The 25,559-nt window shown below is 71.6% G+C and carries 24 protein-coding genes and 1 other RNA gene; 13 read left to right on the plus strand and 12 right to left on the minus strand.

Annotated elements, in window-relative coordinates; all coding sequences use genetic code 11:
* Positions 1–35: 35 nt before the first annotated feature.
* Complete coding sequence (locus OG943_RS34325) at positions 36–1,145, plus strand: UDP-N-acetylglucosamine 2-epimerase (protein ID WP_328605077.1); 1,110 nt, start codon at positions 36–38, stop codon at positions 1,143–1,145.
* Between the two features lie 93 nt (positions 1,146–1,238).
* Here the strand turns inward: OG943_RS34325 and recR are convergent, their stop codons facing one another.
* The gene (gene recR / locus OG943_RS34330) at positions 1,239–1,835 is read right to left on the minus strand and encodes a recombination mediator RecR (RefSeq protein WP_328605078.1); all 597 of its coding nucleotides are present in this window, start codon (positions 1,833–1,835) and stop codon (positions 1,239–1,241) included.
* 3 nt (positions 1,836–1,838) lie between these two features.
* Complete coding sequence (locus OG943_RS34335; RefSeq protein WP_328605079.1) at positions 1,839–2,201, minus strand: YbaB/EbfC family nucleoid-associated protein; 363 nt, start codon at positions 2,199–2,201, stop codon at positions 1,839–1,841.
* Between the two features lie 122 nt (positions 2,202–2,323).
* Between OG943_RS34335 and OG943_RS34340 the strand changes: the two genes are divergently transcribed.
* Positions 2,324–3,172 carry an N-acetylmuramoyl-L-alanine amidase gene (locus OG943_RS34340; protein ID WP_328605080.1) on the plus strand — a complete coding sequence of 283 codons (849 nt, stop codon included), beginning with the start codon at positions 2,324–2,326 and terminating at the stop codon, positions 3,170–3,172.
* A gap of 33 nt (positions 3,173–3,205) precedes the next feature.
* Positions 3,206–3,634, plus strand: coding sequence for a PPOX class F420-dependent oxidoreductase (locus tag OG943_RS34345; protein ID WP_328605081.1), 429 nt, complete (start codon positions 3,206–3,208; stop codon positions 3,632–3,634).
* Between the two features lie 100 nt (positions 3,635–3,734).
* Here the strand turns inward: OG943_RS34345 and OG943_RS34350 are convergent, their stop codons facing one another.
* A complete protein-coding gene (locus OG943_RS34350) occupies positions 3,735–6,017 on the minus strand; it encodes a DNA polymerase III subunit gamma and tau (RefSeq protein WP_328605082.1) in 2,283 nt (760 codons plus the stop codon).
* Positions 6,018–6,201: 184 nt separating this feature from the next.
* Positions 6,202–7,791 carry an ALF repeat-containing protein gene (locus OG943_RS34355; RefSeq protein WP_328605083.1) on the minus strand — a complete coding sequence of 530 codons (1,590 nt, stop codon included), beginning with the start codon at positions 7,789–7,791 and terminating at the stop codon, positions 6,202–6,204.
* A gap of 125 nt (positions 7,792–7,916) precedes the next feature.
* On the opposite strand from OG943_RS34355, the gene OG943_RS34360 reads away from it, so the two are divergent.
* Positions 7,917–8,789 (plus strand): spermidine synthase, encoded by an 873-nt coding sequence (locus OG943_RS34360; protein WP_328605084.1) that lies wholly within the window; start codon positions 7,917–7,919, stop codon positions 8,787–8,789.
* Positions 8,790–8,820: 31 nt separating this feature from the next.
* Here OG943_RS34360 and ffs read toward each other — a convergent pair.
* Positions 8,821–8,915, minus strand: an RNA gene (ffs, locus tag OG943_RS34365) — signal recognition particle sRNA small type.
* A gap of 76 nt (positions 8,916–8,991) precedes the next feature.
* Here ffs and OG943_RS34370 point away from each other — a divergent pair.
* Positions 8,992–9,909 carry a serine/threonine dehydratase gene (locus tag OG943_RS34370; protein WP_328605085.1) on the plus strand — a complete coding sequence of 306 codons (918 nt, stop codon included), beginning with the start codon at positions 8,992–8,994 and terminating at the stop codon, positions 9,907–9,909.
* On the opposite strand, the gene OG943_RS34375 is transcribed toward OG943_RS34370, so the two are convergent.
* The 3 genes from OG943_RS34375 to OG943_RS34385 all read right to left on the minus strand — a co-directional run bounded on the left by OG943_RS34375 (position 9,893) and on the right by OG943_RS34385 (position 14,192).
* Positions 9,893–11,791 (minus strand): glycosyltransferase family 39 protein, encoded by a 1,899-nt coding sequence (locus OG943_RS34375; protein ID WP_328605086.1) that lies wholly within the window; start codon positions 11,789–11,791, stop codon positions 9,893–9,895. The genes OG943_RS34370 and OG943_RS34375 overlap by 17 nt on opposite strands.
* 132 nt (positions 11,792–11,923) lie before the next feature.
* Positions 11,924–13,465, minus strand: a complete 1,542-nt coding sequence (locus tag OG943_RS34380) for a sensor histidine kinase (protein ID WP_328605087.1) — start codon at positions 13,463–13,465, stop codon at positions 11,924–11,926.
* Positions 13,443–14,192: a response regulator transcription factor gene (locus OG943_RS34385; RefSeq protein WP_091627115.1), complete on the minus strand. Its 750-nt coding sequence runs from the start codon at positions 14,190–14,192 to the stop codon at positions 13,443–13,445. Before OG943_RS34385 ends, OG943_RS34380 begins: the two co-directional genes overlap by 23 nt.
* A gap of 274 nt (positions 14,193–14,466) precedes the next feature.
* On the opposite strand from OG943_RS34385, the gene OG943_RS34390 reads away from it, so the two are divergent.
* The 5 genes from OG943_RS34390 to OG943_RS34410 all read left to right on the plus strand — a co-directional run bounded on the left by OG943_RS34390 (position 14,467) and on the right by OG943_RS34410 (position 17,642).
* The gene (locus OG943_RS34390) at positions 14,467–15,129 is read left to right on the plus strand and encodes a hypothetical protein (RefSeq protein WP_328605088.1); all 663 of its coding nucleotides are present in this window, start codon (positions 14,467–14,469) and stop codon (positions 15,127–15,129) included.
* 120 nt (positions 15,130–15,249) lie between these two features.
* On the plus strand, positions 15,250–16,434 hold the full coding sequence (locus tag OG943_RS34395) for a sensor histidine kinase (RefSeq protein ID WP_328605089.1): 1,185 nt from the start codon (positions 15,250–15,252) through the stop codon (positions 16,432–16,434).
* 70 nt (positions 16,435–16,504) lie between these two features.
* Entirely contained in the window at positions 16,505–17,197 is a 693-nt protein-coding gene (locus OG943_RS34400) for a response regulator transcription factor (RefSeq protein WP_328605090.1), read from the plus strand.
* Positions 17,194–17,400 (plus strand): hypothetical protein, encoded by a 207-nt coding sequence (locus OG943_RS34405; RefSeq protein ID WP_328605091.1) that lies wholly within the window; start codon positions 17,194–17,196, stop codon positions 17,398–17,400. The genes OG943_RS34400 and OG943_RS34405 overlap by 4 nt, the downstream gene beginning before the upstream one ends.
* Before the next feature lie 2 nt (positions 17,401–17,402).
* Positions 17,403–17,642: a hypothetical protein gene (locus tag OG943_RS34410; RefSeq protein WP_328605092.1), complete on the plus strand. Its 240-nt coding sequence runs from the start codon at positions 17,403–17,405 to the stop codon at positions 17,640–17,642.
* A 1-nt stretch (position 17,643) separates the two neighbouring features.
* Here OG943_RS34410 and OG943_RS34415 read toward each other — a convergent pair whose 3' ends face one another.
* A complete protein-coding gene (locus OG943_RS34415) occupies positions 17,644–18,090 on the minus strand; it encodes a nitroreductase family deazaflavin-dependent oxidoreductase (RefSeq protein WP_328605093.1) in 447 nt (148 codons plus the stop codon).
* Positions 18,091–18,216: 126 nt separating this feature from the next.
* Between OG943_RS34415 and OG943_RS34420 the strand changes: the two genes are divergently transcribed.
* Both OG943_RS34420 and OG943_RS34425 read left to right on the plus strand, forming a co-directional pair.
* Positions 18,217–18,894, plus strand: coding sequence for a TetR/AcrR family transcriptional regulator (locus OG943_RS34420; RefSeq protein WP_328605094.1), 678 nt, complete (start codon positions 18,217–18,219; stop codon positions 18,892–18,894).
* Between the two features lie 51 nt (positions 18,895–18,945).
* On the plus strand, positions 18,946–20,466 hold the full coding sequence (locus tag OG943_RS34425; RefSeq protein ID WP_328605095.1) for a 3-hydroxyacyl-CoA dehydrogenase: 1,521 nt from the start codon (positions 18,946–18,948) through the stop codon (positions 20,464–20,466).
* Positions 20,467–20,518: 52 nt separating this feature from the next.
* Here OG943_RS34425 and OG943_RS34430 read toward each other — a convergent pair whose 3' ends face one another.
* The 3 genes from OG943_RS34430 to OG943_RS34440 all read right to left on the minus strand — a co-directional run bounded on the left by OG943_RS34430 (position 20,519) and on the right by OG943_RS34440 (position 24,782).
* Complete coding sequence (locus tag OG943_RS34430; RefSeq protein WP_328605096.1) at positions 20,519–21,109, minus strand: L,D-transpeptidase; 591 nt, start codon at positions 21,107–21,109, stop codon at positions 20,519–20,521.
* 116 nt (positions 21,110–21,225) lie between these two features.
* Entirely contained in the window at positions 21,226–24,006 is a 2,781-nt protein-coding gene (locus OG943_RS34435) for a PQQ-dependent sugar dehydrogenase (RefSeq protein ID WP_328605097.1), read from the minus strand.
* 137 nt (positions 24,007–24,143) lie between these two features.
* On the minus strand, positions 24,144–24,782 hold the full coding sequence (locus OG943_RS34440; RefSeq protein ID WP_328605098.1) for a L,D-transpeptidase: 639 nt from the start codon (positions 24,780–24,782) through the stop codon (positions 24,144–24,146).
* 247 nt (positions 24,783–25,029) lie between these two features.
* On the opposite strand from OG943_RS34440, the gene OG943_RS34445 reads away from it, so the two are divergent.
* A complete protein-coding gene (locus OG943_RS34445; protein ID WP_328605099.1) occupies positions 25,030–25,536 on the plus strand; it encodes a hypothetical protein in 507 nt (168 codons plus the stop codon).
* Positions 25,537–25,559 lie beyond the last annotated feature (23 nt).

Consider the following 25,559-nt stretch of genomic DNA (forward strand, 5'->3'; position numbering starts at 1 on the left):
CCCAGTATCCTTCGGGCACCGCAAACCGACCAGAAATGGGCCTCACGGTGATTTCCTTCATTCTCGGCACCACGGCGGAACTGATCAAGATCGCGCCGGTTTACCACGGGATCGCCGAACGCGGCATGCGGCCGAAGATCTGGTTCACCGCACAGCACGTGGACGAGGTCGCGGACGTGCTCGCCGACCTGAAGCTGCCGGAGCCCGACGTCTGGCTGGTGCCCGAAGACAAGGCGCACAACCTGGAGTCGCCGGCGCAGGTGCCGGGCTGGGCCGCGCAGGTGCTGCGCACCGCGTGGGGCCGTCGGCACGAGTTGCGCGCCGCGCTGAACGAGGACGGGCGCCCGCCGCTGGTTCTGGTGCACGGCGACACCTTCACCACGCCGTACGGCTCGCTGATCGGCAAGCGCATCCTCAAGGCGCGCGTCGGGCACGTCGAGGCCGGGGCGCGGTCGGGCAGCATCATGTCGCCGCTGCCGGAGGAGCTGAACCGCAAGATCGCGGCGAAGATCGTCGACATGCACTTCGCGCCGAGCGCGCGTGAAGTGAACAACCTGCGTCACGCGCGCGGCGTTGTCGTCGACACCGAGGCGAACACGGCCATCGACGCGATGCGCCTGGCCATCAACCAGCCGCTGGACGTGCCGAACCTGCCGGAGAAGTTCGGCCTGGCCACGCTGCACCGCTTCGAGCTGGTCTCGCGCGCGGACAAGTACCGTGAGGCGCTGGAAATCCTGCGCGAGCAGAGCCGCCAGATGCCGATCCTGTACATGGCCGGAGCGCCGGAGCGCGAGAAGATCCGCGCGCTGGGCCTGGACAATCTGTTCGACGACAAGTTCATCGCGCAGCCCAAGATGCGTTACCTGAAGTTCCTGCCGCTGGTGGCACGCGCGGAGTACGTGGTCACCGACTCGGGCGGCCTGTCCGCCGAGTGCTACTACCTCGGCCTGCCCTGCGCGGTGCACCGTGAGCGCACGGAAACCCCGCAGCACCTCGGCGAAACCGTCGTGCTCACCGAGATGCGCGGCGACAAACTGCAGAACTTCCTGGACACGTACCAGAATCGGCGTGGCGAGTCCTGGATGGACAAGTACCACCCGTCCGAGATCATCGTGAACTCGTTGGCACAGCTCGGTTATTGCTGAAAGCGCCCCAATGTGGCGTTGGTTGCGTCCAACGCACCCAATGTGGCGTTCGGTGCGTCCAACGCACCGAACGCCACATTGGGGCGCATCAAGCTAGAGCAGACGACGGCCGGACAGCGCCCGGCCGAGGGTCAGCTCGTCGGCGAACTCCAGGTCACCGCCCATGGGCAGGCCGGACGCGAGCCGCGTCACGGACAGGCCCGGGAAGTCCCGCAGCATGCGGACCAGGTAGGTGGCCGTGGCCTCGCCCTCGGTGTTGGGGTCCGTGGCGATGATGATCTCACTCACGTCCGCCTCGCCGATGCGCTTGAGCAGCTCACGCATGCGCAGCTGCTCGGGGCCGATGCCCGAAAGCGGGTCCAGCGCGCCGCCCAGCACGTGGTAGCGGCCCTTGAACTCACGCGTGCGCTCGACCGCCAGCACGTCCTTCGGCTCCTCGACCACGCAGATCACCGTGAGGTCGCGGCGCTCGTCGCGGCAGATGCGGCAGGTCGGCTGTTCGGAGACGTTGCCGCAGATCTCGCAGAACTGCACCCCCTCCTTGACCTTGCCCAGCACGTCCTGCAGCCGCCCGATGTCGACGGGGTCCGTGGCGAGCAGGTGGAACGCGATGCGCTGCGCACTCTTCGGACCGACCCCGGGCAGCCGCCCGAGCTCGTCGATCAGGTCCTGGACCACACCCTCGTACAAGGGTCAGCCGCCGAAGCCGAGTGCGCCGAGGTCCGGCATCCCGCCGCCGCCGCCGAGGCCGCCCGCGAGCGGGCCGAGCTCCTTCTCGGTGAGCTTCTGCGCGTTCGCCGACGCGTCGCGCACCGCCGCGACGACGAGGTCGGAGAGCGTCTCGACGTCTTCGGGGTCGACCACCTTCGGGTCGATGACGAGGCCCTTCAGCTGGCTGTCGCCGGACACGGTCGCCGTGACCAGGCCGCCGCCCGCGGAGCCGGTGACCTCGGTGGCCGCGAGCTTCTCCTGGGCCTCGACCAGCTTTTGCTGCATCTGCTGCGCCTGCTGCATGATCTGTGACAGATCGAAGCCGCCGCCGCCGGGTTGCACCATGATCGCACTCGATCCTTCCGCTGATGTGGGTCTCCACCAGCGTAGCCGCGTGGGCGGTTCGCCCGGTCAGGCGGCGGGCTGTGGCGCGCCGCGGCGCGGGATGGCGGGCGGGCTGTGGCACCGTGGTCGCCGTGCGCGTGAACCCTCTTCTGCTGTTGGCCGGCGTTGTCCTGCTCGCGGGGTGTGACGGCGGTGGTGGGGCGGCGCCTTCGTCCTCCTCGGCGCCGTTGCCGGGCCCGTCCTCTTCGGCGTCAGCTTCGGTTTCGCCGCCTCCGGCGCCGTCGACGTCATCGGCCGCTCCACCGTCTCCGTCGTCTCCGGCTGCGGGCAAGGTCGTGGTGCTGGATCCCGGGCACAACGGCGGGAACGGCTCACACCCCAAGGAGATCAACCGGAGCGTGCCGGCCGGGCGCGGTGAGATGAAGCCGTGCAACACCACCGGCACGTCGACGAACGCCGGGTACACCGAGCACGCGTTCAACTTCGCCGTGGCCAAGCAGGTCGGGGAAGCGTTGTCCGCCAAGGGGATCAAGGTCGTCTACACGCGTTCCGACGACTCCGGCGTCGGCCCGTGCGTGGACCGCCGCGCCGAGATCGGCAACGACGCGAACGCCGACGCGGTCGTCTCCATCCACGCCGACGGCTCGACGTCGGCGAACGCGCACGGCTTCCACGTGGCGTACTCGTCACCGCCGCTGAACGCCGCACAGGGCGCCCCGTCGACGGCCTTGGCGCGGGCCCTGCGCGACGGCCTGCGCTCCGACGGCTTCGCCACCTCGACCTACATCGGCTCCGAGGGCCTGTCCGCCCGCTCCGACCTGGGTGGCCTCAACCTTTCGACCCGCCCGACGGTGCTCGTGGAGTGCGGCAACATGCGCAACGGCGCGGAGGCCGCGCAGATGTCCTCGGCCCCCGGCCGGACCCACTACGCCGACGCGATCGCGGCGGCCATCGAGGCTTATCTCGCTTGACTCCGGCTGTCCGGCGCTGGCTAGGGTCGTGCCATGCAGCTTCCCGAAAGCACGCACCGGCTGTTCGAGCGGCCGTTCAACGCCGTCCTGACCACCATCAACCCGGACGGCAGCCCCCAAACCTCACTGATCTGGTCCTCCCTCGACGGCGACGACGTGGTGATCGGCATGGAGGAACGCCGCCCCAAGGTCCGCAACATCCGCGCCGACCCCCGCGTGACCCTGCTGATCGAGGACCACGACGAGCGCAACCCCGCCGGCCTCCCCCAGTACCTGCTCATCCGCGGCCGCGCGTCGGTCGAGGGCCCCGGCATCCCGGACGAGTTCACCGCCCTGATGGACCGCCAGGCCCGCCGCTTCCTCGGCGCGGAGCGCTACCAGCTGGGCAACGAGAACTCCCCGACGGCGGTGATCGTGCGCATCACGGTGGAGAAGGTCGGCGGGATCGGGCCTTGGGCTTGAGTCCCTTGAGCCCCGCTGCCGGTTAGCGCTGTCGGTTAACGCAGCTTCGTGTGGCGCCGATGCCAGATTATGGCGCTTGGCCGGGCATCCGCCGGGGGCGTCAGTCCAGGGGGCGGGCGCCCAGGTGGTCGGAGAGCAGCTTGCGCGCGATCTCGTCCGGGTCCTGGTCCGGCGGCATTGGCGGCGGAGGCGGCGCGGGGCTCGAGTCCTCCGAGTAGATGTCGTCGTCGTCCTCGTCCGCGGGCTCCGGCGGGAGCGGGATGTCCGGCTCCGCCGTGGCCACCTTCGGGCGGGCCGGGGGCTCCGGCGCGGCCGGCGGGCGGGACGGTTCGGCGGCCGGACGTTCCACGGCTGGGCGGTCCGCCGGAGCGGCCGCCGGGGCCGCGGCCGGAGCGGCAGCCGCTGGGGCCGCAGATGCCGAACGCCGCGTGAACGAACGTTCCGGCGCCGGCGCGGTCTGCTGCGCGGGCGCCGCCGCACGTGTAGCGGCAGTTGCGGGCGTCGCGCCGTAGACGCAGCGGACCTGCCACTCGCCGCCCAGCACGTCGGACAGGGCGCCCGCGATCTTGCGCGCGTTGTCCTGGTCGCCGAGGCGGCGGGCGAGCGGCTCGGACTTGTGCGTCAACGTCACGGCCGAACCCTCGACCTCGACGACCGTCGCCTGCGTCAGCATGGCCTCCAGGCTGCGGCCACCGGAGAACTTCCGCAGCGACGTCAACAGCTGCGGCCACACGTTCCGGATCGCCGCGGCGTCGATCCCGCCTGAGGCAGCGGGCTGCTCCGCCGGCGGCGCGGCAGTTTCGCTCTGCACAGACGGCGCAGGCTCGGGCACGGCAGCAGCGGCCGCTTCCGGACGAACCGCCTCGGCCTCCGGACGCGCGGCCTCCGCACCAGGCGCGGTTTCCGCACGAACCGTTGCAGCGTCAGGACGAGCGGGCGGAGCTTCCGCGCGAACCGGCGCGACGGCGGCTTCCGCACGAGCGGCCACAGCATCAGGACGAGCGGGCGCTGCTTCCGCACGAGCCGCCACAGCATCAGGACGAGCAGGCGCAGTGTCAGGACGAGCAGGCGCAGTGTCAGGGCGAGCAGACGCAGCTTCCGCACGAGCCGGTGCGTCGTCAGACCGCTCCGCCCCAGCCGGACGTTGCGAAGGCCGTGCGAACTCGCGCTCCGGCGCCCCGCGAACCGGCGGCTCGACACCGGCTTCGCCGCCACCGCCGGCGACCGTCGCGCGGCGCTCCAGCCGTTCGATGCGGGCCAGCAGCGCCTTTTCGCCGTCCGTCACGGACGGCAGCAGCATCCGCGCGCACAGCAGCTCCAGCACGAGCCGGGGCGACGTCGCGCCGCGCATCTCCAGGAGTCCACTGTGGACGATGTCGGCGTAGCGGGACAGGGTGCCGAGGCCGATGCGCTCGGCCTGGGCGCTCATCCGGCTCAGCTCGTCTTCCGGCGCCGCCACCAGGCCGCGCTCGCCCGCTTCGGGCACGGAGCGCAGCATGACGAGGTCACGCAGCCGGTCGAGCAGGTCGGTGGCGAAGCGGCGCGGGTCGTGGCCGGCGTCGGCCAGGCGCTCGACCGTGCCGAACACCGTGGCGGCGTCCTCGGCCGACAGGGCGTCGACCATGTCGTCGATCAGCGCGACGTCGGTGACGCCCAGCAGCGTGACCGCGCGCGAGTACGTGACGCCCTCGGGCCCGGCGCCGGCCAGCAGCTGGTCGAGCACCGACTGCGTGTCACGCGCCGAGCCGCCGCCCGCGCGGATCACCAGCGGGTACACGGCCGGCTCGACCTCGGCGCCCTCGGCGGCGACGTTGCGCTCCAGCAACGCCCGCATCGCGCCCGGCGGGATGAGGCGGAACGGGTAGTGGTGCGTGCGCGAGCGGATGGTGGTGAGCACCTTGTCCGGCTCGGTCGTGGCGAAGATGAAGATCAGGTGTTCCGGCGGCTCTTCCACGATCTTCAGCAGGGCGTTGAAGCCCTGCGTGGTGACCATGTGCGCCTCGTCGATGATGAACACGCGGTAGCGGGACTCGGCGGGCGCGTAGAACGCTTTGTCACGCAGCTCGCGGGCGTCGTCGACACCACCGTGGCTCGCGGCGTCCAGCTCGGTGACGTCGACGCTGCCCGAGCCTTCGGGCGCCAGCGCGCGGCAGGAATTGCACTTGCCGCACGGGTCGGGGGTCGGCCCCTCCACGCAGTTCAGCGAACGCGCCATGATGCGCGCGCTGGAGGTCTTGCCGCAGCCGCGCGGCCCGGAGAACAGGTACGCGTGGTTGATGCGGCCCGCCGCCAGCGCGGTCCGCAGCGGTTCGGTCACATGCTCCTGGCCGACGACCTCGGCGAAGGTCGCCGGACGGTACTTTCGGTACAGCGCGAGAGCCACGCCGCGAGACTACCGGCACCCACCGACAACCTCGCCGGTGCCGGGTCCCTGCCTCGGCCCGGCCCTGGAAACGGGGCTGGTCAAGACGGTCCGCGCCCGGCGGCGGCGCACCCGTGGCGGACCGAAGCCCGCACCGCGCACACCGCCGTCGGGACAGCGGACAAGGGTCACCCCGGTGACGAGGTCACCGCACCCGGCTGGCCGAGTCCGCGGCGGCCGCCACCAAGCCGTTCACCTTCGCGACGTGGTCGGCCATCGCGGCGTCGCGCTGCTGGGCGCGGGGCAGTTCGTCGGCCAGGAACGGCGCGAGGGCCGATTCCGGGGCGTCCAGCACGGCCTGCGAGACCGCGTACAGCTCCGGCCCGCCGACCGTCATCGCGCGGCTGATCGCGATGCGCTGGTCGTTCACCAGCGCGAGGTACTGCCCGGTCTCGAGGAAGGCGCGGATGTCCTCGATCGTGCCGTCCAGGGCTCGCTGGGCGGCGGCCTGCGTGGCCGGGCCGCCGGTGGCCAGCAGGCGGTTGACGGCGACCCGGTCGTCGGTGTCCTTGCCCGGGTACTGCTTCGTGCGCAGGAACTCCTTGACGTCCGCCCACGAGCCCGCGAGCGCGTCCGCCGCGGCCTGGCGCAGCTCGGGCTTCCCGTCTCCATGGGCGATGGCGGAGACCGCGGCGCGGTCGTCGGCCTCCTGCGCGGCGGGCAGGCCGGCGCGCACGAACGACGCCAGGTCGGCGTCGGAACCGCTCAGCGCGGCGCGGGCGGCGGTGCGGACCGCTGAGCCGCCGTTACGCAGCAGGTACAGCGAGGCCTTGCGACCGTCCGTCACCGCGAGCGCCGGGTCGGTGCCGGGCGCCAGCGCCTCGGCGAGCTGAGCGTCCTTCTCCGCCAGCAGACGCGACGCCTCCTTCGCGCGCGCGTCCGCGTCGGCCTTCGCCTGCGTGTCGGCGCGCGAGGCCGCCTGGGCGTCGGCCTGGCCCTTTGCCATCTGCGCGTTCAGCCGGTCAGTGTCGGCCTGACGGGCGTCGCGCGCCAGCTTCGCCGCCGCGTCGGCCGCGGCCTGTGCCTGGGCCTTGTCGTTGCGCGCGGCCGCGTCACGGGCCAGGTCGGCCTGGTGCGAGACGTTCGCGACCTCGGCGTCACCCGCCGCCGTGACCTGGCTGGTGATGGCGAGGAAGTAGCGGACGTCGTCGATCGTCCCGTCGAACGCGCGCTGCGCGGCGGCCTTCACCTCCGGCCCGCCCGCGGACATGATCTGGGACGCGCGCACGCGGTCGTCGTCCGCCCGCGCCCGCGCGAGCCCGGTCCGCAGGAACGCGCGGACGTCCGCCGGCGTGCCGTCGAGCGCCTTCTGCGCGGCCTGCTTGACCACGGGGCCGCCGCTGGACAGCAACTGGTTGACCTGGACCCGTTCGTCGACCTCCCGCGCCTGCTCCAGGCCGGTGGCCAGGAACGCGCGGACGTCGTCCGGCGTGCCGTCGAGCGCCTTCTGCGCCCGCGCCCGCACCACCGGCCCGCCCGCCGCGAGCGCCTGGTCGACGAGCAGCCGCTCGTCCTGCTCCTTGGCCGTCACGAGCCCGGTGGCCAGGAACTCACGCAGGCCTTCCGCCGAGCCGAGCAGCGCGTCGTGCGCCCGCCCCGAGACGACCGGGCCACCGGTCTCGAACAGTCCCACCGCCTGCGCCCGGTCGCCGGGTTCGTCGGCGACGGCAGGCGTCGCGCCCGCCCCGAGCAGCGCCGCCACGGCGACGGCAGCGAACAATCCTGTGCGGTTCAACAGCTTCCCCCACTTCGGTCAAGGACCTTCCGAGGTACTCATCGCCGCGTTACCGGGATCGTTTCGCCTCCGCGCAAAACCTCCACAAGTACCCTCGAACCGACCCACGACGAGAGGAACCACCGGTGAGCCACGCCCGCTCCGCCCGCGGCCGCGCCCAGGACGGGCCCAGGCCGGGGCGCTACCCGGTGCGGTTCGGGACCGCGGAGCTGCTGCGGGACGCCGACCAGCCGAACGCCTGGCTGATCTCCGTCGACGGGGTGGCGCAGTCCTACGTCGACCTCGACGACCCCACCAACCTCGAGTTCGACTACGTCCGCAGGCTCGGCGACGTGATCGACTGCCTGCCCGGCGGGCCCCTCGACGCGCTGCACGTCGGCGGCGCCGGGTGCACGCTCCCCCGTTACGTCGCGGCGACGCGGCCCGGGTCGCGGCAGCTGGTGTTCGACGCCGACGCGCCGCTGATCGAACTGGTGCGCGAGCAGCTGGACCTGCGCAGCGTGCCCAAGCTGCGGGTGCGCATCGAGGGCGGCCGCGAGGGGGTGCGCAGCCGGCACGACGCGTCGGCGGACCTGGTCGTGGTCGACGCCTTCGAACGCGCGACGCTCGCGGGCGGGCTGGCCACGGTGGAGTTCATCGCCGACGTCCGCCGGGTCCTCAAGCCCACCGGCGCGTTGCTCGCCAACATCACCGACGGGCCGGGGCTGCCGTTCGCGCGCCGGTTCCTGGCCACGCTCGCCGAGGTGTTCCCGCACGTCGTGCTGCTGGCCGAGCCGGGTGTGCTGCGCGGGCGCCGCTTCGGGAACCTCGTGCTGGCCGCGTCCGAAAACGAGCTGCCGACGGCGGAGCTGACGCGCCGGGCGGCGTCCTCGGCCTACCCCGCGCGCTGCGTGCACGGCGGCGACCTGCGGGCGCTGCGGGGAAAGGCCGAACCGGTGTACGACGCGGCGCCGATGGCGTCCCCGAACCCGCCCGAGGACGTGCTCGGCGTCTTCTAGGAGCCCGCAAGAGCCCACAGGAGCCCCAAAAAGAAGGGGACCCCGCGCACCCGTCAGAGCCTGCTTATCCTTGCTGCCTTCCGGCCCTGGGGAAGTTCACAGGGTGGACGCCGCGCGGGGTCCGTGGACCAGTGTAGCGGGTGATCGGGACCCGCCGGTGGCCCCCTGCGCCCACCGCGGCGGGAGAACCACAATGGACGACATGACCACACCGCCGCGCACCCCCGTCCCGGCCGACGTTGATGCCGCCCGCGCGCGCATCCGCCCGCACGTACGGCGTACCCCGCAGCTACGGGCCGAAATCGACGGCCGTCCCGTGGTGCTGAAACTGGAGCACCTCCAGCGGAGCGGTTCGTTCAAGCTCCGCGGCGCGGTGAACGCGCTGCTGGCCGGCCCGGCGCCCGCGCGGGTGGTCACGGCTTCGGGCGGCAATCACGGCCTCGGCGTCGCCACCGCCGCTCAGACGCTCGGCGTACCCGCGATCGTTTACGTGCCGGAGTCGGTGCCGGAGGCGAAGGCCGCAGGCATCGAGGCGACGGGCGTGAAGCTGGTCCGCCACGGCGCGACGTACGCCGAAGCGGCCGCCGCCGCGCTGGCCGTCGCCGAGGAACCCGGCAGCCGTTACCTGCACGCCTACGACGACCCGGACGTGATCGCCGGGCAGGGCACGGTGACGGCCGAGATCGTCGAGGACAGCCCCGACGTAGACGCCGTGGTGGTGGCCGTCGGCGGTGGCGGGCTCGCGTCCGGCACCACATTGGCGGCCGATGGACGGCGGGTGTTCGCCGTGGAGCCGGAGCACTGCCGCGCCCTGAACGCCGCGCTGGCGGCCGGTGAGCCGGTGGACGTCACGCTCGACTCCGTCGCGGCGTCGGCCCTCGGCGCGACGCGGATCGGTCAGCTGCCGTTCCGGGTCCTGAACTCGCCTGCCGTGACGTCCGTGCTGGTCAGCGACGCCGAGCTGCTCGCCGCGCGCGACCGGCTGTGGGCCGAGTTCCGCCTGGTCGTGGAGCCGGCCGCGGCGGTCCCGTTCGCCGCGTGGCTCGCCGGGCGGGTCGAGGCCGAGCTGCCGTGTCTGGTCCTTTGTGGAGCGAACACGGCCGTCACTTTCGCTTCGTGAGGTCGTAGACGGTCATCCCGCCCACGGTCTCCGACGGGAAGTTCTTCTCCACCCACGTGGTGATCTGGCCGGATGTGCCGCGGCTGCCACCGAAGCCGCCACGCCCGCCCGCGACGAAGTAGTGCACCTCGCCGGCGCCGACGTAGTGCTCGAACTGCTTGAGCGTCGGCGCCGGGTCACTGCCGCTGAAGCCGCCGATGGCCATCACCGGCTTCCCGCTGCTCAGCGCCAGCCCGGCGGACTGCATCGCCCCGGTCTGCGCGGCGGCCCACTTGTTCTTGGTGGCCTGCAAGAGCTTGTCGATCTCCACATTGGACTGAGTCGCGCCACCGAAGCCGCCACGCATGCCGCCGCGGCCGCTGGACGGCGAGGAGGACGGCTGGCCGCCGGTGTGCGCGGTGGCGGCCGTCGCGATCGTGGAGGAAGCGGTGCCGAGCAGCGCCGCCACCAGCCCGAGCGCGCCGACGAGGGGCGCGATCCGCCGCAGCCGCTCGATGCCGAAGAGCAGCGCGGCCACGCCGAGCGCGCCGAGCACGAGGGCGGTGTAACGCAGCCACGGCTGCCAGTCCGGCGTGCGGCTGAGCAGGATGAAGCCCCAGACCACCGAGGCGGCGAGCATCACCGCGAGCACGACGCGCGGCGCGAAGTGCGCCCGCCCGCGCCACAGCTCACGGACGGCGATGCCCAGCGTCGCCGCGATGCCCGGCGCGAGCGCCACCGTGTAGTACGGGTGGATGATGCCGCTCATGTAGCTGAAGACCACCACGGACACGACCATCCAGCCGCCCCACAGCAGCAGCGCGGCGCGCGTCCGGTCCGTGCGCGGCGCGCGGCGGGTGAACCACAGCCCCGCGACGAGCCCGATCAGCGCCGCGGGCAGCAGCCAGGACGCCTCGCCGCCGAACTGCTCGGTGAACAGCCTGGTCAGGCCGGTCTGACCGCCGAAGCCGCCGAAGCCGCCGCCGCCACGTCCACCGGCCGGGAAGTCCAAACCCGCGGGCAATTCGGGCCGGGCACCGCCACGAGCCCCACCGCCGCCGTGACCCTGGCCGAAGATGCGGCCGAGCCCGTTGTAGCCGAAGGCCAGCTCCAGCACGCTGTTGTCGGTCGAGCCGCTGATGTACGGCCGGTCGCCCGCGGGCCAGGCCGCCACCGCGGCCACCCACCAGCCCGCGGACACCAGCACCGCGCCCGCCGCCGCGAACAGCTGCCAGATCCGGCGGCCGAGCGAAGTCGGCGCCGCCACCAGGTACGCGAGCACAAACGCGGGCAGCACCAGGAACGCCTGCAGCATCTTGTCCAGGAACCCGAAGCCGATCGCGGCGCCGGCGAGCAGCAGCCAGCCCGTGCCCGCCTTCTCCAGCGCGCGGACCAGGAAGTACGCGCCGGCGACCATGAGCAGCACGAGGAACGCGTCAGGGTTGTTGAAGCGGAACATCAGCGCGGCCACAGGCGTCAGCGCGAGCGCGGCGCCCGCGAGCAGCCCGGCGCCGGGCCCGGAAAGCCGCCGCACGGCCAGGTACAGCAGCCCGACGGACGCGACGCCCGCGAGCGCGTCCGGCACCAGCATGCTCCAGCTGGTGAAACCGAAGACCCGCCCGGAAAGTCCCATCATCCACAGCGAAAACGGCGGTTTGTCGACGGTGACGATGTTGCCCGGGTCGAGCGAGCCGAAGAACCAGGCCTTCCAGTTCTCGGTGCCGGCCTGCACGGCCATCGCGTAGAAGCTGTTGCCCCAGCCCGAAATCGCCACATCGATCAGGTACAGCGCGGCGGTCGCGGCCAGCAGCAGCGCGACGGCGGGGCGTACCCACCGCGGCCGCTCGGCCGGCGGGCCGGGCTCGACGGTGGTGTTCGCGGGCGTGACAACGGCAGTCGACATGCGCCTGATTTTTTCGACGCCGTGTGTGGCGTAGATGTGCGTCTCCTGTGCGCGGGCTGTGAGAAACCCACGAACGAGTGTCAGCCGCGTCACCCGCAATCAGTCCTTAACGGACACACCGCTCGTAAGTTATCACAGTACCTGTGGGAAAACCGCGGTGAACTCCGTGCGCCCCGGACGGCTCGTCACCATCACGCGGCCCCGGTGGGCGCTCACCACGGCGGCGACGATGGCCAGCCCCAGTCCGGTGCTGCCGGCCGCCCGGGAGCGGGAGTTGTCGCCCCGCGCGAAGCGCTCGAAGACCTCCGGCAGGATCTCCGGCGGGATACCGGGGCCGTCGTCGAGGACGGACAGCGTGACCCATCCATCCTGTGTGGACAGTGTGGTGGTCACCGTGGTGCCGGGCGGGGTGTGGTTGCGGGCGTTGCCCAGCAGGTTCAGCACGACCTGGTGCAGCTGGTCGTCGTCGCCGAGCACGCTCAGCGGCTCGCCCGGCGCTTCGAGCAGCCACTTGTGGTCCGGGCCCGCGACGTGGGAGTCCGCGACGGCGTCGGCGACCAGGCGTGAGAGGTCCACTCGCTCGTGCACCCGCGCGCGGCCCGAGTCGAGCCGCGCGAGCAGCAGCAGGTCCTCCACCAGCGTGGTCATGCGCGCCGACTCGGATTCGACGCGGCTCATGGCGAACGCGACGTCCGGCGGCACCTGCTCGCCGCTGCGCCGGGTCAGCTCGGCGTAACCGCGGATGGCGGCCAGCGGCGTCCGCAGCTCGTGGCTGGCGTCGGCGACGAACTGGCGGACCCGGCTCTCGCTGGCCTGCCGCGCCGAGAGCGCGTTCGCGATGTGGCCGAGCATCCGGTTGAGCGCGAAGCCGACCTTGCCGACCTCCGTGTGCGGGTCGGTGTCCACCTCGTCCACCCGCTCCGAAAGCGCCACCTCGCCGCGGTCGAGCTTCAGCTCCGAGACGCGTGACGCGGTGGCGGCCAGCCGGTCCAGCGGCGCCATCGTGCGCCGGATCGTGACCGCGCCGACGAAGCCCGCGACGAGCAGACCGCCGAGCGCCACCCCGCCGAAGATGAAACCCAAGCGCCACAACGTGTCCGTCACGTCCACGAGCGGCAGCCCGACCACCGTGAACTCACCGGCCGGCGAGAACGACGACACCACGCGGTACTCGCCGAGCACCCCGCCGAGGTCCATGGTGCGGCGCTGACCGTCGGCCGGCAGGCTGAGCAGCATCGCCTGCTGCTGCGGCGTGACGTCCTGCAGCGGCGGTTTGACGCCCTGCAGCGGAGGCTTGCCCCGCGACGCGGCCGGGTCCACGTCGAAGTTCAGCACCTTCGCGTTCACCACGCCGTTCTTGTGCACCTGGACGGCGAGCGTGCCGTCGACCTGGCCGGGCGCGCGCAACGGGTCCGGCGGGGGCTTGTCGCCGTAGTTCCACGGCGGCAGCCCGCCGCCGCGATGGGAGCCGCGCTCGCTGGTCGCCGCGAGCCGCTTGTCGACCTGGCTGACCAGGAATTCGTTCAACGCCAGCTCGGTCACCACGCCGACGACCAGGCACACCAGCGCGAGCAGCGCGGCGAGCTGCACGATCAGCCGACGGCGCAGCGACCACGGCCTTCGCTCGCGCCCCTCCCGCGGCGCGGCGGGCTCAGCCGGCGGGCTTGAGTACATACCCCGCGCCGCGCATCGTGTGGATCATCGGTTCGCGGTCGGCGTCGATCTTCTTCCGCAGGTACGAGATGTACAGCTCGACGATGTTGGCCTGGCCGCCGAAGTCGTAGCTCCAGACGCGGTCGAGGATCTGCGCCTTCGACAGCACGCGCTTGGGATTGCGCATCAGGTAGCGCAGCAGCTCGAACTCGGTGGCGGTGAGCGGCACGAGGTCGCCGCCGCGGTGCACCTCGCGGCTGTCCTCGTCCAGCGTCAGGTCGCCGACCACGAGCTGGGAGCCGCTCGCGCCCGTCACGCCGCTGGCCCGGCGCAGCAGCGCGCGCAGCCGGAGCGCGACCTCCTCGAGGCTGAACGGCTTGGTGACGTAGTCGTCGCCGCCCGCGGTGAGCCCGGCGATGCGGTCCTCGACGGCATCTTTGGCGGTGAGGAACAGGACCGGCAGGTACGGCGCCTCCGCGCGCATGCGGCGCAGCACTTCGAGGCCGTCGAAGTCGGGCAGCATCACGTCGAGCACAACGGCGTCGGGCCGGAAGTCGCGCGCGACGCGGACGGCCTCGGTGCCGTCGCCCGCGCTGCGGACCTCCCAGCCCTCCATGCGCAGCGCCATCGAGACGAGTTCGGCCAAGGTCGACTCGTCGTCGACCACCAGGACACGGACGGGGCTGCCGTCGGCCCGGCGCAGATCGGCCTTTCCCCGGCCCTGCGACGTGGCGTTCATACCGCTCATGGTGACATCCTCGGGCGCTTCGGTCAGGACGAGCTGTGGCGCGCCTGTGCGTTTCCTGTGCGAATCACACCGATCGGTGACCCCCGCCGCCGCGCGGGACGGGACGGCTGGTGGTCACTGACTGTACCGCCGCTCGCGCGGACAGTTGCCACTCCGGCCCGGAAATGGCGCGCAATCGGGCCATCTGCACAGGGCTAACCCACGCCGAACACAGCTCTCGCACAGCGACGGGCCCGAACCTCGGTGCGGACAAGCCCGTACGACCGGAGGAACCATGACGACCGAGCCCACCGACCCAGCACAGGGCCCCACCTGGGGCGCCGCCCCCGGTACCCCGGGCGCCGCCGTTCCAGGTACCCCGGGCGCCGTCCCCCCTGAAAAGAAGGCCTGGTCCGGGCGCAAGACCGCGATCGCCGCCGGCGTCGCGGTGGTGATCGCCGTAGGTGGCGGCCTCGCGATCTGGGCGGGCACCAGCTCCAATGACGCGTCGGCCCAGCAGGGCTTCGGCGGCCCGGGCGGAACCGGGGGTCCGGGCGGCACCGGGGGCCCTGGCGGCTTCGGCGGCCGCGCGGGTTCCTTCGGCGGCGGCGCGGGCGCCCTGCTCAACGCCCTGCACGGCGACTTCGTGGTCGCCGACGCGACCGGCGGCTACGTGACCGAACGCCTGCAGACCGGCGGCGTGACGGAACTCAGCGCGACGTCCGTGACGCTGACCAGCAAGGACGGCTACAAGCAGACTTACACGATCGACTCGTCCACGCAGAAGACGGGCGACGTCAAGTCGGGCGACAACGTCACCGTCGTCGCCAAGGTCAACGGCACCACCGCCACGGCCACCACCCTCGGCGAGGCGATCTCCGCCCAACGCGGCGCCGGCGCCGGCGGCCAGGGCCAGAACGGCCAACCGGACCAGGGCCGCCGCCGCTACGGCAACTGACCCGGCTCCCACCGGCGGTGGCACGACGTTTCCGCATCGTCGTGCCACCGCCGTTTTTTGTGCGGCCGCGAACTGAGCCGAAAACCCAAAGCGATCACCCGCTCGCAGTAAGTTGGCCCCGTGCGGGACATCAGCGGGTCATTGGCGCGGCAATCGCTGCTGGTTGCCGTGGTTTGTCTCGTTTGTGACGCTTCGCTGTTCGTGTTGCGGGGACCGCTGGGGGAAGCCGGGTGGCGGGGCTGGGCCGTGCTCGTGGCCGGGGTGGGTGTTGACCTCGCGCTGGCCGGGGCGGCGCGGCATTCCGGGTGGGTGGCGCTCGCGCACGCGATCGTCTTCCTGAGCGGGCCGCTCCTGCTCTGCCCCTGCACCGGGTACGTCATCGGCAACAACTCGGGCCTCCTCATCGCCGGGTACCGGGCCGGGGCGTGGCTGCGGACGGGACCCGCGGTGCTCGCGCTCGCCGCGACGGTCGCCGGGATCGGCGGCAGCGAGTGGATCGGCGGCGGACGCGGGGCTGCGGCCCCGCTGATCCTGATCAGCATGGGCGTCACCGGCCTCCTGCCGTGGCTCGTCGGGCGGTACACGACGGCGCGGCGCGCGTACATCGCCGACCTCGAGCGGGCCACGGAGCAACGACAGCGGCACGAAGCGGAAGCCGTCCGCCGCGCCGTGCTCGAAGAGCGCGAGACCATCGCACGCGATCTGCACGACGTTATTTCCCACCACGTCAGCGCCATCGGCGTCCACGCCGGCGCCGCACGGCTCAGCCTGCCCGCCAAATCCACGGAAACCCTGCCGGCCGAAGGCGACGCCGCCGTCCGGCAGTCGCTCGGGGCCGTCGAGTCCGCCAGCCGCTCCGCGATGGCCGACCTGCGCCGCCTGCTCGACCTCCTCCACGCCCGCGACGACGAAGCCGGCCAGCCCGGCCTGGACAACCTCGACGAGCTGCTCGGCACCGTCCGCGAGGCCGGCCTGCCCGCGCACCTGACCGTCCACGGCGACGTCCGCGAAATCCCCGGCTCACTCGACGTCGCGCTGTACCGGATCGCGCAGGAAGCGCTGACCAACGCGTTGCGCCACGGCACTGGGCCCGTCGAGATCGAGCTGGACCGCCGTCGCACCGAGATCGTCCTGACCGTCACCAACAAGGTGAGCTCCGCCCGACCGGACGGCGAAGGCGCCCACCGCGGCCTCGCCGGGATCCGGCAACGCGTGACGCTGTTCGGCGGCAAAGTGGAGTACGGCCAGCTGCCGGAGGGGCCGCGCTGGCGCGTCCGGGCGAGTTTTCCGTTGGAGGTCGCATGAGCACAAAAGCTCGTGAGTGTTCAGGACGGTTAGAACCGGCATTGCCACTCACAAGGCGAAAGAAGGCCCCGTGATCCGAGTCCTGCTCGCCGACGACCACGCCATGTTCCGCTCCGGCATGCGCGCCCTGCTGGACACCCAGCCGGACTTCGAGTGCGTGGGCGAGGCTTCCGACGGGCGCGAGGCCGTCGCCGAGACCGCACGCCTTCGCCCGGACGTCACGGTCCTCGACGTCCGCATGCCGCGCCTCGACGGGCTCGCCGCCACCGAAGCGATCCTCAGCGCGCCCGGCAACGACACCCGCGTCCTCGTCCTGACCACCTACGACGCCGACGAGTACGTCTACCGCGCCCTGCGCGCCGGGGCGAGCGGATTCCTGCTGAAGAGCCTCTCGCCAGAAGAGCTGGTCGCCGCCATGCGCGTCGCGGCCAGGGGTGACGCGCTGATCGACCCTTCGGTGACGCGGCGGCTCGTCGAGCACTTCGCCACCAGCCTCGAACCCCGCGCGGCCGAGCCGCCGGAGCTGGCGCGGCTGACCTCCCGGGAGCGCGAGGTGCTCCTGCTCATCGCGGACGCCTGCAGCAACGCGGAGATCGCGCGCCGGCTCCACGTCGGGGAGGAGACTGTGAAGACGCACGTCTCCCGCGTGCTGGCGAAGCTCGGTCTGCGCGACCGGGTGCACGCCGTCGTCTACGCGTACCAGAACGATCTCGTCAGCCGTCCGAACCTGAAATCGCCCGAACCTGAAATGAGGCACCGATGAAGGCGCAACGCTGGATCTCGCTCGTCGCCGGGGTAATCCTGCTGCTGATCGGAGTGCTGTGGACGCTGCAGGGCTCCAACGTGATCACCGGCAGTGGCATGTCCGGGCAGAAGATGTGGTTCCTGATCGGCCTGGTCGCGGTGGTCGTGGGGCTCGTGCTCCTCGTGACGGGCGCGCGACGGTCGCCGAAGAAGACGAGCTGACCGTGGCCCGCTGGATCTCGCTCGCGGTCGGGGTGATCCTCGTGCTGGTGGGCGCCGTGTGGGTGCTGCAGGGCGCCGGGGTGGTCACCGGCAGCTTCATGACGGGCCAGAAGCTGTGGTTCCTGATCGGGCTGGTCGCGTTCCTGGTCGGCGTGGTCGTGGTCGCCGCCACGACCAGGCGCTCCTCCTCGAAAACCCGCCCGAACACCAAGCCGGAGCAGACCCCGGAGACCACGGACTGACTCAGGCCATCGAGATCTCGAACACCGGGTAGCCCGGGGCGATGTCGCGCAGCTTCTCCTCGGGCGCATCGGCGTCCACACCGTCGAAGAAGACGCCGACCTCGAACTTCCAGCGCTTCAGGTACCGGCGCAGCACGGCGGGCTTCTCGTCGTCGGCCAGCTCGCGGTAGGTGAACGTCTGCACCCGGCTCCCGACCCGCAGCTGCCCCTCGCCGGCCGCGCGCAGGTTGCGCACCCACTGCGTCTCCCCGCGCGGCGCGACCAGGAACCGCTTGCCCTCGAACGGCAACAGGTTCACCGGCACCTCGCGGACCGCGCCGCTCTTGCGGCCGCGGACCATCAGCACCCGGCTGCCCCAGACGCTCACGCCGAGCTTGGTCAGCTTCTGCACCACCTCGTTGGACACCCTGGTCGCCCGGCCGGGCTCGACGTAACGGGTAGTGGCCATCGTGAACTCCTCGGGTCGTTGAGAGCAGTGCTCTCTGTTGAGATCAGTGAACACCGAACCGCAGACTGAGTCAAGAGCAGTGCTCTCCATTTGGTGCGCTGATCTCACGCTGGCACACTGGTCGCCATGGCCGCTATCCGAACCGCCCGCGAACGGGCCCGCGCCGAGCTGACGCAGGAGATCAAGGAAGAGGCCCGCCGCCAGCTGGCCGAAGTCGGCCCGCACGGGCTGTCGCTGCGCGCGGTCGCGCGGGAGCTGGGCATGGTTTCCTCGGCGCTGTACCGGTATTTCCCCAGCCGCGACCGGCTCCTCACCGACCTGATCATCGACGCGTACAACGCGATCGGCGAGGCCGCGGAGACCGCCGACCCCGGCCGGGGCAAGCACCGCGCGCGCTGGCGCTCGATCTGGCAGGCGACCCGCGCGTGGGCCAAGACACACCCGCACGAGTACGCGCTGATCTACGGCTCACCCGTGCCCGGCTACCAGGCGCCGCCGGACACCGTGGCGCCCGCGAGCCGGGTCGCCCTGGCGCTGGTCGCCGTGCTGGCCGACGCCGACCCGCACGAGCCCGCGGTCACCACGCCCATGCCCGCCGCGCTGCGGGAACAGGCGGAGACGGTGGCCGCGAGCCTGGGCGTGGACATGCCGGCCGAGACCGGCATGCGCTTGGTGGCCGCCTGGACCCAGCTCTTCGGCGCGATCAGCTTCGAGCTGTTCGGCCATTACGTCGGCAGCGTCAATCCCGCTGACGCCTACTTCGAGCACTTGATCGGTCAGATGGCCGACTTCGTGGGGCTCTGAGGAAAACCGGGTAGGTTCGCCGGGGAACTAGCGAGGGAAGGCGGGTTCGACGTGACGGGATGGGCCGGGCGGGTCGGCAGGATCCGGGTGATCGGGACCGGGGTTATGGGACGCGGCATCGTCCAGCTGGCCGCGACCGGCGGCGTCACCGTCGAGCTCGCGGACGTGCGCACGGACGCGGTGCAGGCGGCGATCGAGTACGTGAGCGGGATGCTCGACCGGCTCGCGTCGAAAGGCAAGCTGACCGCCGAGCAGGCGCAGGCCGCCAAGGACCGGCTGGTGCCGGTGGACGCGCCGGCCGCGCCCGCCGACGGCGTGGACCTGGTGATCGAGGCCGTCCGCGAAGACCTCGAGACCAAGCGCGCCCTCTTCGGCGAGCTGGAACAGGTCTGCGCGCCGGAGACGGTGTTCGCCACCAACACCAGCTCCCTGTCCGTCACCGAGATCGCGGCCGGCCTGGCCGACCCCGCGCGGGTGATCGGGCTGCACTTCTTCAACCCGGTCCCGCTGATGCGGCTGGTCGAGGTCGTGCCGGGGGTGCGCACGCACGCCTGGCTGCCGGACGAGGCGCTCGACCTGGTCCGCAGCTGGGGCCACGAGCCGGTGCTCGCCCGTGACGCGCCGGGGTTCCTGGTCAACCACGCTGGGCGAGGGCTGAACACCGAGGCGCTGCAGATCCTGTCGGAGTCGCTCGCCGAGCCGGCGGACGTCGACCGCATCGCGCGTGACGTGCTGGGGCTGAAGCTGGGGCCGTTCGAGCTGCTGGACCTGACCGGGCTCGACGTCTCGCACGCCGTGCTGGAGAGCATCTGGAGCGGGTTCCACTCCGAGCCGCGGCTGCGGCCTTCGTGGCTGACGCGGCCGCGGGTGGCGGCCGGGCTGTTCGGCCGTAAGAACGGCGAGGGCTTCTACCGTTACGTGGACGGGAAACAGGAGGTCCCGCCGGAGCCGGCCGCGCCGCCCGTCCCGGACATCCCGGTGTTCACTTCGGACGAACGGCTGGGCCGGCTGCTGGCCGCGGCCGGCGTGCAGGTCGTCTCCGACGCCTACCCCGACGCCGTGCTGCTGATGACGCTGCGCGGTGAGTCCACTGTGGAGGCTGCCGCGCGGGACGGCCTCCCCGCCGACCGCGTGTGCGGCGTGGACGCCCTTGGCGCGTACGAACGCCGCTTCACCCTGTCCGTCCACCCCGGACTGGACCCGGCAACGGGACGCGCCGCGTGGGGAGCGCTGTCCGCGACCGGGCTCCCGGTGACCATCGTGCGTGACGGGCCCGCGCCCATCGCCCAGCGGCTGCTGGCGTCGATCGTCAACACGGCCTGTTACATCGCCGACCAGGGTCTGGCCGCGCCCGCGGACATCGACACCGCCGTCCGCCTCGGCCTCGGCTACCCGCGCGGCCCGCTGGAGTGGGGCGACCTCGTCGGCCCCGACAAGGTGCTGCGCGTCCTCACCGGGCTCGCCGAGTCCACCGGGGACCCGCGCTACCGGCCGAGCGGCTGGCTGACCGAGCGGGTGGCGCTCGGCCTGCCGCTGACCGCCACCGGCACCCGCCCGGCCGACCTGCGGTGAAAGGCTTGTGAGTGTTTATGACGGTTCTAACCGTCATAAACACTCACAAGCCTTACTTGACGACCTGGACCTCGTCGCCCTTTTCGAGGGTGTTGAAGAACTTCAGCGACGAGGACTGCGACAGGTGCACGCAGCCGTTGGAGTACTTGCTCAGCGAGCCCTCGTGGAACGCGACACCCGGGTAGAAGAACACGGAGTTCGGCATCGGCGCGTTGTCGAACTCGCGGCTGAGGTGCATCTTCTCCTTGGACAGCACCTTCCACGTGCCGAGCGGGGTCGTGCTGCCCGCCTTGCCGGGCATGGTCTTCACCGGGCCGAAGGTGATCTGGCCGTCGTCGAGCAGCCAGGCCTGGTGGATCGACAGGTCCACACACGCCTTCGCGGTGATGGTGCACGGGACGCCCGGCGCCATCTCCTTCTTCTCCTCGACCGGCTTCTCCTTGACCGGGACGGCGGCGCGGGCCGGCTTGTCCGGAGTGGCGGGTGCGCTCTGCTCCGCCGGCGGCGCGGCCGGCGACGTGACCGGAATGTCCGATGTGGAGGGGAGCGCGGTCCCCGTCGTCGCACCCGCCACGGAGCAGGCGCTCATCAGCGCGGCGGCGGCCACAGTGGACAGACCGATCAGAATCTTCTTAACCCGCACGTCTACCCCCGAAGCTCGGTTTTGCTTTACGGGGAATGAGACGTGCCGGACCGGGCGGAGGTTGACCTCGCGGGAGCGGCGAACATCACCGCAACCTCAGCCCGGCCCGCACGTCCTCACCAGTGGCGGTCAACCGCCCCGCCGGCGGTGGTGTACACGATGTAACCGCCCTGGAAATCGCTGCGGAAACCGCCGCCGGTGATCCCGTACTCGTCCGAGATCGGCAGCCCGAGGTACGACCGCTCCCAGCCGAGCGCGGCCCAGCGGTTGCGGATCTCACCCTGCACGTTGTGCGCGCCCGTGCCCGGGCTCCAGTAGATCGACCCGTTCTTGCTGAAGTGGTTGTACCGCGCGCCGCCGCCCGGGATCGCGGACTCGTCCGTGGTCGGGTAACCCATCCCGCGCTCGTAGCCGAACGCGGCCCACTTGTCCTTGATGGCGCCACCGATCTGGTGCGCACCGGTCCCCGGCGTCCAGTAGATCGAACTGCCGCCGGTGAAGTGGTTGAACCGCCCGACGCCGTCCGGGGTCACGGACTCGTCCGTAGTCGGATAGCCCAGGCCCCGCTCGTACCCGAACTCCGCCCACTTCTGCCTGATCGCACCGCCGATCTGGTGCGCGCCGGTCGACGACGTCCAGTAGACCGAGCTGCCGCCGGCGAAGTGGTTGTACCGCCCCACCCCGTCCGGAGTCGCCGTCTCGTCGTTGAGCGGCGGCCCGAACTTCTGGTGCCCGCCGAGCGCCAGGTACTTGTCGAGGATCTGCCCGCCGACCTCGTGCACGCCGGTCTGCGCCGACCAGTAGAGCCGGCCGTTCGTGTACGGCCGCAGGTGCACGAGACCGTCGACGACCTCGGGCCCGGCCGGGTCGCCGAGCGACGCGCGCAACGCGGGCTCGGCGGCGTACCGCTGGTCGATCGCGGTCGCGTAGTTCGCGGTCAGCGTCTGGTCACTGGCGCCGACGGTGATCGACCACGACGTCGTCGCCGGGCCGCCCGACCAGCCGGCGAACTTCGACGCGCCGTCGCTGCCCAGCATCGACGCGGTCACGTCGAACTTCGCGCCCTCGGCGACCATCGCGGTGCTGACGCCGCCCTCGCTCGGAATGCTCAACGCGGCCGGCTGCGTGCTCACGAGCGTGAGCCGGTGCTGGCGGGGCAACGCGACGTACGTGCTGCTCGCCCGCACTCCCGCACTGTCGGTCACCGTCGCGGTGAACTCCATGCGCGAGTCGGTGTGGTCGGTGAACGGCACGGTCATCGAGGGCGCCGTCGCGCCGTCGCCCGGGTGCACGTGGCAAGCGCCGAGGTCCGGGCAGTGCCGGATCAGCGACGTCCACGTGACGGGCAGAGCGCCGTCCTCAGCGTCCGCAGCGGTCGCGGACACCGTCACCGGCTCGCCGACGGCGAAGTCCGCCTGGCCCGGCGGGGTCAGCGTGACGCTCGGCGAGTGGTTGCCCGGAGCGACCGCGACGGTGGTGGTTCCCTTGCCGCCCAACGGGTCCTGGACGGTGAGCGTCGCGGTGAACTGCGTGCCCGCGGCGTACTGGTGGCTCGCCTTCACGCCGGTTCCCGTGGTGCCGTCGCCGAAGTCCCAGGCGTAGCTGATCGGGTCGCTGTCGAAGTCGTACGAGCCGCTGCCGTCGAACGTGACGGTGCGGGTGTCCGGGTCGGTCGACGAGGTCGCCACCGCGACCGGCGCGGAGTTGTTCGTCGAGTAGCTCAGCCGCCGCAGCAGTCCCGAGTTGAGGTCGCTGAACACGATGTCACCGTTGGGCGCCGACGAAATGCGCGTGACCCCGCCGATGTTCGCGAACGGCGGCGGGTTCTGCGGCGCCTGCGTGAGCTTGCCCTGCGCGTCGTACTTCAGGGTCCACATCTTCTGGCCGGCGTAGTCGCCGAAGAAGTACGCGCCCTGGTAGGCCGCCGGATACGTCGTTCCACTGTAGACGATCCCGCCGGTCACGCTGTTGCCCTGCGACGGACCGGTGCCGTGCTCGTGCTCCCACAGCGGCGGGGTGTTCACGACGGTGGCGCACCGCGGGTCGGCCGAGTATCCGGGTGTCTGGTGGTTGCCCTCCCAGCACGGCCACGCGAGGTTGGCGCCGGGCTGCACGACGTCGACCTCTTCCCAGAGGTACCAGCCGACGTCGCCGACCACCGGCAGACCGCTCTTCGGGTCGAGCGTGAAGCGGAACGGGTTGCGGAAGCCGCTCGCGAACACCTTGGAGCGCACGGAATCCGGCGCGGCGGCGTTGTAGTACGGGTTCCCGGGCACGCCCTTGCCATCGGCGGTGAGGTGCAGGACCTTGCCGTACGGCGAATCCAGGTCCTGCGCGGCGAAGGCGACCTCGTTGGTCTTGCCCGCGTCGCCGTTGTCGCCGATGGAGTACCAGAGCGTGCCGTCGGCCGCGGGGATCACGGTGTCGACGCCATGGATGTACCACTGGCTGCCCGGCAGGTCGAAGATCACCTGCTCCTCGGCGAGCCCGGCGGGGTGGCCGGCCCGGTCGAGGGTCACGGTGAACCGGGCGGCGCGCTGGATGTACGTGCCGTTCCCGGTGCTGACCGAGCGGTTCAGGTAGATGTGGTGCGTGGTGGCGTAGTCCGGGGCGAGCGCGATGCTCGTGAGCCCGATGTCGCCCTGCGACTCGACGGTGAAGGTCGCGATCTGCACCGGCGTGCCCGTGCCGTTCGGCGGCACCCAGTTGACGATGCCGGACTTGCCGAGCGCCAGCACGCTGTCGTCCGGCAGCCAGGCGAAGTCGGTGAACTGGTAGGCCGCCAGCCCGACCGGAATGTCCCGGAGGACGAACCCCGGCGGCAGTGACGGCGCGCCCGCGTCCGCGGCGGCCGGCGTGGCCGCCACCGCCACGGGCACCAGCGCGAAGGCCGTCATAGCGGCCACTAACAACGTACGAAGCTTTCCCCAGGCCACGGTGGCCCCCTTCCCCAAGTGCTCGCTTATCGCCTGGGAAGGGGGTCTTAGTTGCCACGATCGGGTGAACTTTACCCGAACGTGACACTAAGGGTGGTTTACGGAACGACCTGGACGACGTCACCGACGGCCAGGGTGTTGAAGAACTTCAGCGAGGACGTCGCCGACAGGTGCACGCAGCCGTGCGAGTACGCCTTGAGGCTGCCGGTGTGGAAGGCGTCGCCCGGGTAGAAGAAGACCGAGTTGGGCATCTTCGCGTTGTCGAACTCGCGGCTGTAGTGCATCTTCTCCTTCGACAGGACGTGGAACGTGCCTGCCGGAGTGGGATTGGCCTTCTGGCCGGGAAGCATCGAGACCGGCCCGTAGACGACGTTGCCGTCCTCCAGCAGCCACGCGCGGTGCGCGGACAGGTCGACGCACGCGCTGGTGCCGCTGGCCGCCGCGGCCTTCGCGCACGGCACGTTCGCGGTGCTCGCCGCCGGCTTCGGCTTGGGCTTGGGCGGGGCCGGCTTGGTGGTCGGCGCGGTCTTGGACGTGCTCGCCGGGCTCGACGGCGTGGTCACCGGGCTGCTCGTGGCCGGAGCCGGGGTCGTGGTGGCCGCGGTCGTCGGCGAGCCACCTCCCGCGGCCACGGCGCCGCCGCCGGCCGTGGACCCCGCTTCGGACGAGCCGCCGGAACACGCGGCCAGCGCGAACGCACTGGCCACCACCACCGCACCCACCAAAATCCTCTTCACGATCCGGCACCCCCACGAGGTTTCATCAGGTCGAACGTGGTCCAGTCGACCCTGTCTACCGGGAAAGACGACCATCACCCACCGGCGGTTGCGACCGGAAGGTCACGATCAGGTAGATAACCCCCCGTACGGGTGAAGGGTCCACCCGTGGATGGAGCAATGGATCCACCCGGGACCCGCCTGTGCGCCGACGAGATCCGGGCCCGTTCGGCCGACTCTGGAGGGACCACGGAAACAAGGAGTCCCGATGAACCCGGCCACTGTCCTCCTCTACCTCGCGATCGCGGCGCTGGTCTTCTACCGCGTGATCTACCGCCAGCTGCGCGGCACGCTGCTCAGCCGCAAGGGGCTGCTGCTGATGCCGGTGATCCTGGTGGTCATCGGCTTCTTCACCGCGATCCAGGCCGCTCCGCAAGCGAGCGGCGGCGAGCTGGCGCTGCTCGGGGTCGACATCGTGGTGCTGGGCGCGCTCGGAGCGCTGCGCAGCGCGACCACCACGCTCACCCGCCGCGGCGACACGACGTTCCAGAAGGGCTCGGCCCTCACGCTGGTGCTGTGGCTCGCGACGATCGGCGTCCGCGTCGGCTTCGGCTTCCTCGGCGGGGCGCTGGGCGTGAGCGGGGCGCTGACGTCGTCGACGATCATGCTCACCCTCGGCATCAGCATCGGCGTGCAGAACGCGCTGACCTACCTGCGGATCCAGCGGCTCGGCCTGCCGCTGGCCGAGCAGGACCGCCGGACCGCCCGCGTCTAGGCGGATGTCTGGGTGGATGTCCG

It is taken from the genome of Amycolatopsis sp. NBC_00345 (assembly GCF_036116635.1).
GTDB lineage: Bacteria > Actinomycetota > Actinomycetes > Mycobacteriales > Pseudonocardiaceae > Amycolatopsis.

Bases quoted from the DNA above. Each gene is read 5' to 3' on its own strand.
- OG943_RS34375 (WP_328605086.1), bottom strand. From the start codon at position 11,791: ATGTCGACTGCCGTTGTCACGCCCGCGAACACCACCGTCGAGCCCGGC.
- OG943_RS34385 (WP_091627115.1), bottom strand. From the start codon at position 14,192: ATGAGCGGTATGAACGCCACGTCGCAGGGCCGGGGAAAGGCCGATCTG.
- OG943_RS34390 (WP_328605088.1), top strand. From the start codon at position 14,467: ATGACGACCGAGCCCACCGACCCAGCACAGGGCCCCACCTGGGGCGCC.
- OG943_RS34445 (WP_328605099.1), top strand. From the start codon at position 25,030: ATGAACCCGGCCACTGTCCTCCTCTACCTCGCGATCGCGGCGCTGGTC.
- OG943_RS34345 (WP_328605081.1), top strand. From the start codon at position 3,206: ATGCAGCTTCCCGAAAGCACGCACCGGCTGTTCGAGCGGCCGTTCAAC.
- OG943_RS34325 (WP_328605077.1), top strand. From the start codon at position 36: ATGGGCCTCACGGTGATTTCCTTCATTCTCGGCACCACGGCGGAACTG.
- OG943_RS34405 (WP_328605091.1), top strand. From the start codon at position 17,194: ATGAAGGCGCAACGCTGGATCTCGCTCGTCGCCGGGGTAATCCTGCTG.
- OG943_RS34380 (WP_328605087.1), bottom strand. From the start codon at position 13,465: ATGTACTCAAGCCCGCCGGCTGAGCCCGCCGCGCCGCGGGAGGGGCGC.
- OG943_RS34420 (WP_328605094.1), top strand. From the start codon at position 18,217: ATGGCCGCTATCCGAACCGCCCGCGAACGGGCCCGCGCCGAGCTGACG.
- OG943_RS34335 (WP_328605079.1), bottom strand. From the start codon at position 2,201: ATGGTGCAACCCGGCGGCGGCGGCTTCGATCTGTCACAGATCATGCAG.
- OG943_RS34415 (WP_328605093.1), bottom strand. From the start codon at position 18,090: ATGGCCACTACCCGTTACGTCGAGCCCGGCCGGGCGACCAGGGTGTCC.
- OG943_RS34370 (WP_328605085.1), top strand. From the start codon at position 8,992: ATGACCACACCGCCGCGCACCCCCGTCCCGGCCGACGTTGATGCCGCC.
- OG943_RS34435 (WP_328605097.1), bottom strand. From the start codon at position 24,006: ATGACGGCCTTCGCGCTGGTGCCCGTGGCGGTGGCGGCCACGCCGGCC.